Source organism: Methanospirillum sp. (assembly GCF_035560735.1).
In the GTDB taxonomy this organism is placed as follows: domain Archaea; phylum Halobacteriota; class Methanomicrobia; order Methanomicrobiales; family Methanospirillaceae; genus Methanospirillum.
The window spans coordinates 1-10,868 of record NZ_DATMYY010000182.1 but is presented as its reverse complement, the minus strand read 5'-3'; the positions used below and the strand labels follow the sequence as shown (position 1 = coordinate 10,868).

The 10,868-nt window shown below is 46.0% G+C and carries 9 protein-coding genes; all 9 read right to left on the bottom strand.

Annotated features, from left to right (window positions below):
• A partial coding sequence (locus VN429_RS05500) for a threonine--tRNA ligase (protein ID WP_325630689.1) occupies positions 1-1,827 on the bottom strand: 1,827 nt, incomplete at its 3' end.
• 60 nt (positions 1,828-1,887) lie between these two features.
• The gene (dcd, locus tag VN429_RS05495) at positions 1,888-2,439 is read right to left on the bottom strand and encodes a dCTP deaminase (protein ID WP_325630687.1); all 552 of its coding nucleotides are present in this window, start codon (positions 2,437-2,439) and stop codon (positions 1,888-1,890) included.
• Entirely contained in the window at positions 2,426-3,205 is a 780-nt protein-coding gene (locus tag VN429_RS05490) for an RNA methyltransferase (RefSeq protein ID WP_325630683.1), read from the bottom strand. Before VN429_RS05490 ends, dcd begins: the two co-directional genes overlap by 14 nt.
• Positions 3,206-3,214: 9 nt before the next feature.
• Complete coding sequence (locus VN429_RS05485) at positions 3,215-3,901, bottom strand: phosphoglycerol geranylgeranyltransferase (RefSeq protein WP_325630681.1); 687 nt, start codon at positions 3,899-3,901, stop codon at positions 3,215-3,217.
• A gap of 60 nt (positions 3,902-3,961) precedes the next feature.
• Positions 3,962-6,757 carry a DNA topoisomerase I gene (locus tag VN429_RS05480; RefSeq protein WP_325630678.1) on the bottom strand — a complete coding sequence of 932 codons (2,796 nt, stop codon included), beginning with the start codon at positions 6,755-6,757 and terminating at the stop codon, positions 3,962-3,964.
• A 21-nt stretch (positions 6,758-6,778) separates the two neighbouring features.
• Positions 6,779-8,212: an Asp-tRNA(Asn)/Glu-tRNA(Gln) amidotransferase subunit GatB gene (gatB, locus tag VN429_RS05475; protein ID WP_325630676.1), complete on the bottom strand. Its 1,434-nt coding sequence runs from the start codon at positions 8,210-8,212 to the stop codon at positions 6,779-6,781.
• On the bottom strand, positions 8,212-9,510 hold the full coding sequence (gene gatA, locus VN429_RS05470) for an Asp-tRNA(Asn)/Glu-tRNA(Gln) amidotransferase subunit GatA (RefSeq protein WP_325630673.1): 1,299 nt from the start codon (positions 9,508-9,510) through the stop codon (positions 8,212-8,214). Before gatA ends, gatB begins: the two co-directional genes overlap by 1 nt.
• A gap of 1 nt (position 9,511) precedes the next feature.
• Complete coding sequence (gene gatC, locus VN429_RS05465; protein WP_325630671.1) at positions 9,512-9,781, bottom strand: Asp-tRNA(Asn)/Glu-tRNA(Gln) amidotransferase subunit GatC; 270 nt, start codon at positions 9,779-9,781, stop codon at positions 9,512-9,514.
• Between the two features lie 6 nt (positions 9,782-9,787).
• A complete protein-coding gene (locus VN429_RS05460) occupies positions 9,788-10,777 on the bottom strand; it encodes an asparagine synthase C-terminal domain-containing protein (protein WP_325630669.1) in 990 nt (329 codons plus the stop codon).
• Positions 10,778-10,868: the final 91 nt, after the last annotated feature.

Here is a 10,868-nt window from a genome sequence, read left to right as displayed (position 1 = left end):
GTATCTGGGTTGCATGGAAAGTAATTTCTGGGTATATAATGGCCGGTAGGGTTTTCCAGAAATTTCATCCTGAATTGTTTTTACAAGTTCATCGACAGTGCAGGTGATCTTAAATGGTTTATTGGGTTCAGATTTCATTCTTACAGTAACGGTGAGGTTCCCGGATTCCGCTTCGCTGTCTCCGATAACTACCACGTAAGGAACCCAGTCCATTCCTGCTTCTCTGACTTTCTTCCCGACTGACTCTTCCCGGTCATCATAATCAGCTCTTATACGTGATGCTGTGAGTGTTTTTGCTATCTTTTCAGCAGCCTGGCCATGGCGTTCTGCAACCGGAATTACCCGTACCTGGGTTGGAGATAACCAGGTTGGAAGGTGGGCAACTTTCTGGTTTGCAGTGTTTTCAAGAATGGCACAGAAGACACGCTCAACAGATCCGGTAGGTGAGCAGTGAAGAATCGGTGGAAAAACTTCAGTTCCATCATTGAGATGATACTTGATTCCAAACCTTCGAGAGCTTTCCACATCTATCTGCACGGTTGGGTTTTCAATTGGTCGCTGTTGTCCATCAATAGCAGCGAGGTCTATCTTTGCTATCCAGTAATGGACACGGTCAGAAAGTGTCTCAATCAGTACAGGAACCTTTGACTGGGCAACTATTTTTTTGATCCACGCTTCGTTGTCTTTGTAGAATTCCTCAGTACACCTGAATACAGCTACAAGCTGAGTACCGAAGTCTACTCCGGTCTGCCATCCCATTGCAAGCTGTTCTTCAAAACATTGCAGGGCATCTGCCATATCCTTACAGAGGGAATGCATATCAGGCATTGTAAATGCACGTAGTCTTTTCAGACCAATGACTTCCCCCTTCTGTTCATGACGGAATGAATAGGTGGATAGTTCGTACATCTTCATCGGAAGGTTGTTTGGTGAGATGTGCATGTTCCGCATAATGGTAAACATTCCAAAACATGCAGCGAACCTGAGCATCATGTTACGGTTACCGCTCTTGAACCTGTACTGTCTCTCTCCAAACTTGTCTGCATGTTCGTAGATTGCCTTGTCAGCAAGGTCATACATCACAGGTGTCTCAACCGGACTTGCACCATGTTCAAGAACCATAGCAAGTGCATAGTCGGCAAGAAGATCACGCACGAGTTTTCCACGTGGCATCCATCTAAGGTGGCCAACATCGGAGACCGGTTCATAATCGACAAACTCCTTTGATCTCATCAGGTCGACATGAATCGGTTCGCCCCCGGCTGGTACCGGAATGCCGGTCTCTTTCTTGATCAGGCAACCAAATGGTGAATCATCCACGAATTTCTGGTAATCATGAGTGGATCCGTCAGGAGTCATCACAAAGAACTTGTGGGTTACCGGAGACTTCTCTACCTTGACGACATCCTCTGATGGAGTAAGCGTGCGTGAAAGTTCTGATAGAGGATGACCTTTACATGAAACAGTAAAGGATTTGTACCAGCCGAATGGGGCACGTTTTACCTCAAAGCCTGCTTCACCCAGAGAGATCTCCATTGCCTTGAGTGCTTGAATTGCAATATCAGGTGATGAGAGGTCACTGCTGAGATGAGCATATGGATATACCATAACTCTCCTGCATTTGGTCTGGCCCGACATCTCTTCAATGGAAGCGACAGCCTGTGCTACAACATCCTCTATTCCATCTTCGTCTGGTGCCTCTACTGCGCAGAACGCAACGAGGGATTCATCAAATGAATCAGATGGATTACAAGGGTCTTCAGCGAATTTTGTCTTCTTCTTCGCTTCGTATTCGATATGATCTGAATGTATCAAAAGAAGGCGCATGAATTATTCTCCGGAATCAATACCCGAATCTATTGGCGCTCATTGGCAATAAAACACAGCCTATTGTTTGTTTTCGTAATATCGTGAGAGGGTGGCCTGGCGCTGGTTCATATATTTTGCATCATGCTTTGAATTATACGGGCATTCAGCCCTTTCAGTGCTGTAAAACACAAGTTGGCCAATAGACATTCCTGCATGAAGTCGGACCGGCCGATGATTCACATTGCACATCTCCAGAGTAATGCTTCCCCTGAAACCTGCATCGATCCAACCCCCGGTCTGATGAAGTTCAACTCCCAGTCTCGCGATACTACTCTTTCCTTCGATGCTTGCTACAATGTTATCCGGCAGTTCGATAAGTTCCAATGTTTCAGCAAGAATAAATTGGCCCGGATGGAGAACAATGCTCTCTGCTGTCATTTCCTGCGTCTTACTAGTGACAGAGTCACAGTCAAACGGGTCAATAACATCATCACAGGTCTCATACCAGGCAAAATGGTTTCCAAGCCTTATATCCAGAGAATTTGGCTGAACGAGTTCAGGTTTGTAGGGATCAACAGTGATAAAGCCCCGCCTGATGCGATCAACGATCTGCCAGTCAACAAGGATCATTACTATCGGTATCGTCTGGATCGTATTTACTGTCTGTCTTTGGAATGCTGCCTTGAGGTTCACTAGTATGATCTGTAGGGATAAATCTCCACTCAGATCTTCGAAGAAGTCCATGAATGGTTGTAGCTTCCCGCCATGTCAGGTTACATCTTCCCAGAATCCGGCGTATCAGGGTCATTGTGGATTCACGTTTGAATCGTGGGTGATCCACAAGATCAAGATATTCATCGATATGTGAATACAGATGTGTCATCTCTTCAGGAGATGCAAGAGCAATCTCCCCTTTTGGGATGTTGGCAAGTTCGTAGCAGAGGATTCCAACTGCGTGTGAGAGATTGACAATAGGATAGATATCTGATGCAGGAATAGTGCAGATTACATCTGATCTTCTGACTTCTTCGTTGTTGAGTCCCCAGTTTTCTCTTCCAAAGAGTATGGATATCGTCCCTTCAATATCTGCGATCATCTCACGCAGCTCTTTGGGTGAATAAAATGGCATCCTGATTGGATGACACGCAGACTTCGAGAGAGCGCCTGTGGTTGCAATGACCATATTGCTTGTTGCAAAGATCTCTTCAAGATCAGTAACCACAGCCTGCTCAAGAACATCCTTTGCATGTGATGCCCGTGCATAAGCATCAATTCCAAGGGGGCATGGATTGATAAGAACAAGATCAGTAAATCCAAAGTTTTTCATTACCCGTGCTGAAAAACCTACATTCCCCTCATAGAGGGGTTCTACCAGAACAATCCGAATACGTGGCATTAAAAGAATTTATTGGATAGCCTGAACCGTTTCAATCAGAGTCTGGACACCTTTGTCATAGACCGCATTGCCAACTACGATTGTATCTGCATATTGTGCCATCTCTGCAGCCTTCTCACCTGAATCTATTCCCCCGCCATAGTAGAGAACAGCGTTGTCAATAGCTCCTGCAGCAGCTTTTACGATTTCAGGACTGCCATAGGTCCCACTATATTCGATATAGACAACTGGGAACTGGAAGAAATGATCTGCTACTTCAGCATAAGCAGCAACTTCATCAGCCCCGATGGAGCAGTCTGACCCTGTTACCCGGGCAACTGAAGAGTTCGGATTCAGAACAATGTATGCTTCCTGAATAACCCTGTCCCATTGTACTTTGCTGTGCAGTGCCCATTCCTTATGCTTACCAACAATCCATTGTGCCTGGTTGGTATTCATCACGCTGGCAATGAAGAGGAGATCTATACCGTCTGCGACAACAGCTTCAGGTCCAGCTGGCTCTACTACCAGGGGAAGCCCGTATTCCCTGACCTGATCCCGGAGCTCCTGCATGTTCTCTTTGGTAATATTCAGGGTTCCTGAGAGCATCAGGGCATCAGTGCCACTTGTGGCTATCTCTGCCAGTTGATCCTCAGTCAGGTTCTTATCTGGATCGAGTTTGGTAACATGAGCCCAGGTCTTCCATTTTGTATACATAACAGGTCCAGCCTTGGATTCTTCTTAAGACTCGCCGTAAGAAGGGAAATAGATTGCAGTTCAGACAGGGACTGCTGCCTTGAGCTGTTTTATTTTATCTTTTGAAAGTCCGGAAATTTTTGCTGCCTTTTCCGGATTTGCAGCACTAAGTGACTTAAGATCGATTATTCCCGCACAGTACAATTGCTCGATTACAGGTTCACTGATACCTTTCAGATTGAGAAGTTCTTCACGACCTTTTTCTAGATGCTTTTTAGTGATTTTTACAGGTTGCTCTTTATTGAGGGCTTGTGCAACCAATACAACATGCTTGCCAACTGTATCGATTGAAACTCCAGACTTCAGACTGATGTAGGCAGGATGTGATCCCAAAAGATCTTCAGGCCCAATAAAACCTGCTTCCTGATATTTACGCAGAGATGTAGTAGGGATTCCGATCTCTTTGAGTTGATTTCTGCTTGTAAGAAGTATAGCCTCGGCTTTGAGTGTATTTGCCTCCTCTTCACTCAGGCCTGCTTTCTTCAGATCTTCAATACAGACTTTTGAGAGATCGTCGATGCTGTTGATCCCGGAGGCTGTGAACGATGACATCACCTTGGTATGACTACGTCCCCGTTTTGGCGGGACGAACTGCTTCATGAATTTTTTGCATTCTGATCGTTTCTTCAGCAGCGCCATCACATCGAGAGTATCTTTGATTAGTTGCTCTGCTATCTTTTTCGTGACTCCGATTGCTTTCATCAGAGCGTCAGGATCCATCTTTCCGAGCTCAAAAGCAGAGTAGATCTTAGCAGAGAGGAGATCCTCCCTGATCTTTTCTGTCATAGAAGGGATCATTGCAAAGATGTCCTTTTGCTGAGTGATGAGCTGACAGAGTGGACAGCCCATCTCCCAGGGACGCGATCCTTTGGCAATGAGACTGATATGATTGAGATTATGTATCTCGCAGACTGCCTTGGTTCTGACAGCACCTCCCCACATCGAACTTGGGAGACTGATATTGAAAGTACAGTCTGGATATCCAGTACAACCAATGAATTGCGAGACACCTTTACGCCTAATACGGAGGTCTTTCCCGCATATCGGACATGGACCAATGGTTAGTTCCTCATCGGTCTGGTCCATGATCTCTCTTCCGATTAGTTCGCTGTTGGGTTCAAGCGCATCAAAGACCTTGTGAAGCATAACCCTGGAATCAGTGACTACCAGGTCTCGTGACTGCTTCTTAACCTTGATATCCTCCATTGCGGATTCAAGAGTACTGGTCATTTCAGGACGCGTGATCTCAGAAGCATGCCCCTCCAGTGATTCAGTAACCGCCCTTCCAACGAGAGTCGGCCTTAATGGGTTCCCTTCGATGTATTTCCTGCCAACCAGTTTCTGGATAACTTCATGTCTGGTAGACTTTGTTCCAAGCCCAAGTTCTTCCATTACCTGGATGAGTTTACTTTGGGAGTACCGCGGTGGGGGTTGAGTCTGTTTCTCTTCGAGATTGACATCCTTGATTGGAAGTTCCTCTCCGGGTTTCACCACTGGCAGAATAGAATCCTTAGCGTCAGAGTAGGTATATACCGTTCTCCAGCCTGCCTCTTTGAGTCTGCTTCCTGTTGAAGTGTATCCTTCTTTGGATGCAGTGAGGTTGATCTTCATCGTCATCCATTCTGCATCTGGAGAAAGTGTTGCAAGGAACCGACGTACTACCAGTTCATAAACTTTCCAATTTTCACCGAGTTGTTCTGGTGTAGCAACTCCTGCCGGATGGATAGGAGGATGATCAGTAGAAGATTTCTTTCCCTGAGTGGGTGTTTTGCGCCTGTTCTTCCTGACCCACTCAACTTCTTTTTTGAATTGAGTCTTTGAAAGGGTATCAAGAATGGATTCCAGGTTCAGAGATGGAGGGTATATTGTATTGTCGGTTCTTGGATACGAGATATAACCGTTCATATAAAGATCTTCGGCAATCCGCATTGCATTTGCTGCAGAGAGCCCGAGTCGTGCTGCTGCTACGATGAATCCGGTGGTGTCAAATGGTGTTGGTGCCTTGTCAGCTCTCGTTCCTTCTTTGACATCGGTCACCTTCAGTGGTTTTTTTGTTGCAGCGTATGCTGCATCTGCCTGCTCTTTATCAGTGAACTTTCCGTTGATATGTCGGGCACTGAAGGCCTCGCCATTCTTTTCTGTGTCGAGAGAGAGTTCCCAGTAAGGTTCGGGAATAAAAGATTCTATCTCACGTTCACGATCCACGATCATTGCGAGTGTGGGACTTTGTACCCTGCCAACTGAAAGGATATTGGTTCCTCCCCGTCGTGCAGCAAGGCTGATGAACCGGGTGAGTGAAGCACCCCAGAGCAGATCTACAATCTGCCTGGCTTCACCTGCTGCCGCCAGATCGAAATCAATATCAGAGGCATTTGAAAAGGCATGATTGATCTCTTCAGGAGTGATGGCAGAAAATCGTGCACGATCCACTTTGACCTTCTGGTTGACTGCACGGACGAGTTCAAATGCCTCCTTTCCGATAAGTTCTCCTTCAGTATCAAAATCAGTAGCAATCGTTACCCGGTCAGCTTTCTTTGATAGTTTTTGGACAAGTTTAACGATAGCTGGCTCTGTCGGCCGTTTGAGAACACCGGCATCAATAAGAGAGCGGGGAGGATGTGTTTCTGATCGCCAGTTTGTGTATCCCTCCACAAAATCGATCTCCACCACATGACCACGAAGTCCTATCGTGGCAATATCTCCAAACTGGTAAAGATTGACACCCCCCTCTTTCTTCTGGGATATCTTCTCTTTGCCGGCAAGTATCTGTGCGATACGATTCGCAACAATATTCTTTTCCGCTATGATTAGATGCATAATGATATCCCAATCCTCTGCTTACTCCACGCCCTGCAACTTGTCAAGTTCTTCTCTGAGAAGCACATTCAGGTGACCAGGGTCTGCACGCCCACGACATTTCTTCATAACCTGACCCACTAGGAAATTCAGGGCCGGACCTTTACCTGCATGATAATCTGCAACAGGTTGTGGGTTCTCTGCAATTACTTCCCTGACCATTCCGGATATTTCATCCCCGCCGGTTTTTGCGAGACCAAGTCGACCCACAATTTTTGTCGGCATCTCTGGTTTCTCTCCCGTTTTAACCTGGTCAAGAATTGTTCGCAGGATTTCTACACCACTCTTATCAGTGATAGTATCCGATTTCAGGAGCGTGATGAGATCTATGAAATGTGCCGGGGGCATGGCATCTATAGAAAAGTCACGATAGTTGAGTTCTCCAAGCAGGTAATCGGCAGTCCAGGTTGCTGCAAGACCTGCATCGGTCTTTGCAACCTCCTCATAGAATTCTGCAAGTTTGAGCCCTCCGGTAAGAGTGCGTGCATGCTCAAGAGAACAACTATACTGCTGCATGAACCTCTCACGCCGTGCATCCGGAAGTTCAGGAAGGGATATTCCGTCCACCCAGTCAGAGACCTGCATCGGCAAAAGATCCGGTTCAGGGAAGTACCGATAATCATTCTCTTCCTCTTTACTTCGTGATGAGGTGGTAACTCCCCTTGCCTCCAGAAAATGACGTGTTTCCCGCGCCACTACCTGGCCTCTACGAATCACATTCCGCTGCCTTGTTATCTCAAAAGTTAGAGCCTTCTCTACTCCTTTGTATGAGGAGATGTTTTTGACTTCTACTCTTCCTGATCCCTTGAGTGAAATGTTGGCATCAACTCTGAGAGATCCCTCCTTCTCACTATCAAAAACATTCAAGTACTCAAGGGTTGCACGAAGTTTATTCAGAAATCGTCGTGCTTCCTTGGGTGATTTGAGATCAGGTTCAGTAACGATCTCTATCAGTGGAATACCTGCACGGTTGTAGTCAATAAGGGTGTATTTTCCCCGGTCGGTAGTCCCCATATGTACCGACCGTCCTGGATCTTCTTCTACGTGTATTCTGGTGATCCTGATGTCTCGCTCTCCGTCTTCACCCTCTATCATGAGTTTTCCCCACTCTGCAAGTGGGCGATCGTACTGGGTGATTTGGTATGCTTTGTTGAGATCTGGATAAAAGTAGTTTTTTCGGGAAAAGTCGCACTCTTCTAAAACTGTACAGTTCAAAGCCTTGGCAACTCTCATTGCAAATTCGATGACTTTTTTATTGACAACCGGCATGCTTCCAGGCAGACCAAGGCAAACGGGGCAGGTATGGGTATTAGGTTCGTCATCTCTAAAGTCTGTTGAACAACCACAGAAGAGCTTGGACTTTGTATTGAGCTGACAATGAATCTCAAGACCAATAATTACATCTTCGTGTTCCATCAGGCCGCCTCCTGCTCGTATGCAAATGCAGCATCAATAACCTTCTCGTCTTCGAAGTGCTTTCCAATGAGCTGAAGACCAACAGGCATGCCATCAACCTTTCCGCAGGGTACTGATATGGCTGGAACGCCTGCAAGGTTCGCTGGTACAGTCAGAATATCTGAAAGGTACATTTGCAGAGGGTCTGATTTTTCTTTTAGTTTGAAAGCAATAGATGGCATCGTAGGGCCGGCAATAAGGTCAACTTCCTTAAAGAGCCTGGTAAAATCATCACGAACCATTTGTCGTGCTGTCTGTGCTTTGTGGTAGTATCTTCCAAAGTACCCGGCTGCGAGGGAGAAAGTTCCAAGAATAATTCTCCTTCTAACTTCCTTTCCAAACCGTTCCTGTCTTCTTTCAGAAAACTCTTCGTGCCAACTCTTTCGAAGGTCCCCCCCCGGACCATATCTGATCCCATCAAATCGTGCAAGGTTTGATGAGGCTTCGCTGGTGCAGATTACATAGTAAGCCGCCAGTGCATGGCTCATTGATGGCATAGAGCAGGGTACTGCCTCTGCACCAGCATTTTTAAGAGTATTTATTGCCTGTTTGACCGTATCAGCAACTTTAGGATCGACACCTTCACCAAAAAATTCGGATGGAAGACCGATACGAAGACCTTTGATTGAAGGGTCTGGTGTATGTGTGTATGGTCTGTCTACCGAGGTTGAATCACGTTTGTCATGTCCTGCAATCACTGAAAAGAGTCGTGATACTCCGGTGACATTCTTTGCCATCGGTCCGATCTGTTCAAGGGAATTTGCATATGCTATAAGTCCGTACCTCGATACTCTTCCATAACTGGGTTTAAGCCCGACGATTCCACAAAATGCAGCTGGACATCTGATTGAACCACCAGTATCTGAACCCAGCGCCATATCACAGTACCCGGCCGCTATCGCTGCTGCCGAGCCACCTGATGAACCACCGGGCACCCTGTTATTATCACATGGGTTGAGTGTGGGACCAAAGGCACTATTTTCAGTTGTAGTACCCATCCCGAATTCATCCATATTTGTCTTGCCTACGATGGCAGCTCCTGCCGATTTAAGGAGCGATACTACATGAGCATCATACGGTGGGATATATCCTTTCAAAATTTTTGAGCCGCAGGTTGTCTCTATTCCTTTTGTTGAAATATTGTCTTTTATTGCGACGGTTGTTCCGTTCAGGTTCCCGTCAGTGTATTCAATTTCCGGAATGGTGGTGATGAAGGCATTGATAGTATCAGAAACAGAGAAGGTGAGTGTTTTTACCATGTTACATCACCCGCGGAGCCTTAAAATACCCGTTCTCGGTTTCGTTTGCATTTTTGAGTGCTTCTTCCTGGCTCAAAGATTCTGTAACTTCATCTTCTCTAAATATATTGATGAGACCCCGATCTACTCCTTTTCCCTGAGGGAGTGCATCGAGCATCTCAAAGTATGTAAGAATTTTTGAACATTGGGATGTAAACTCTTCAATTTCACCGTCATCAACTCCGATGTCGGCAAGTTTGGCAATCTTTCTAACGTCTTCTGAATTTACCATGGATCCTTATGCCTTCCTGATATGGTGCATGTAATCTGAAACTGAGTTCTGATAACCGTTCTGCCTTGCAAGACGTTTTATTTCTTTCCAGATACCGGTTCCATACTGCATAGCTTTTTTCTCATAATATGCGGTCTCTGATGAGAGATATCTGGCTGCAATCTCTCTGAGCGGCCTTTTTCTAACTCCTTCACTGACCTTCTCTGTCACAGGAATAGTGGATGCAGCGCATACTACTCTGATGTCTAGATACGGCATCGAGAGCCAGGTACCGTGATACCCGGCGACTGCCTGATCACGTATTCCCTGTCTGGATAAAGAAGAAAAATCTGCAGAAAAAGTACTGGTAAGTTGCTCTTCATTCTTCCCAAGGTATCGCGAGTATCCGCCAAAGACCTCATCAGCTCCCTGACCTGTTAGTATTCTTTCGTACCCTTCATCGTGGGCTGTCTCGGCAACAAAAAAAAGGGTGGTTGCAATGGCGAGATCAACTGGTGTTGGATCCTTGATGATTTTCATCACCTTTGGAATGGTTTCTTCTATCTCACACGAGGTAACCGTTCTGATCTCAAGTGGGAGATTTAATTCTCCAGCTACCTTTCCAGCCCGTTTCAGGTCATGCGACCCCTCAACACCAACAGATATACAGGGTTTTTGTGCAAGAGCTGCAACAAGTGCTGAGTCAACTCCCCCGGATAATGCGGTCACACCCTCTTCTGATCTCATTCTGATTGAATCAACGATTGCAGCATGAAGATCCAAAGATCGTGACTTTGGTTCAATGGCCCTTATTTTCCTCCCATTGCACCATACTTCTCCCGCGGGACAGTCTCCTAATATAATCCCGTAATGATCTCGTGCACTGCAGGACTTCCACTTCAGGAAGAATTCTCCCCCAAATAAAGAGATCTTATCCGGTTCTTCGATAAGTATCGATGAGATTTCTTCGTTCGAAAGAACAATTCCGTCGAATTCGACCCAGCCTCGTAGTTCCATCTGTCTTGTCAAGGTGGAGGATGCACCCTATATAGTATGTTCGGACAGGCCAAAGACAGAATGATCTCAAGGTAATCCCGGTGTGATAAAT

What these genes read in the sequence shown, in the direction of transcription:
- VN429_RS05460 (WP_325630669.1), bottom strand. Translation starts at nt 10,777, where the DNA reads ATGGAACTACGAGGCTGGGTCGAATTCGACGGAATTGTTCTTTCGAAC.
- VN429_RS05490 (WP_325630683.1), bottom strand. Translation starts at nt 3,205, where the DNA reads ATGCCACGTATTCGGATTGTTCTGGTAGAACCCCTCTATGAGGGGAAT.
- VN429_RS05480 (WP_325630678.1), bottom strand. Translation starts at nt 6,757, where the DNA reads ATGCATCTAATCATAGCGGAAAAGAATATTGTTGCGAATCGTATCGCA.
- gatB (WP_325630676.1), bottom strand. Translation starts at nt 8,212, where the DNA reads ATGGAACACGAAGATGTAATTATTGGTCTTGAGATTCATTGTCAGCTC.
- gatA (WP_325630673.1), bottom strand. Translation starts at nt 9,510, where the DNA reads ATGGTAAAAACACTCACCTTCTCTGTTTCTGATACTATCAATGCCTTC.
- gatC (WP_325630671.1), bottom strand. Translation starts at nt 9,781, where the DNA reads ATGGTAAATTCAGAAGACGTTAGAAAGATTGCCAAACTTGCCGACATC.
- dcd (WP_325630687.1), bottom strand. Translation starts at nt 2,439, where the DNA reads ATGATCCTTGTTGACTGGCAGATCGTTGATCGCATCAGGCGGGGCTTT.
- VN429_RS05485 (WP_325630681.1), bottom strand. Translation starts at nt 3,901, where the DNA reads ATGTATACAAAATGGAAGACCTGGGCTCATGTTACCAAACTCGATCCA.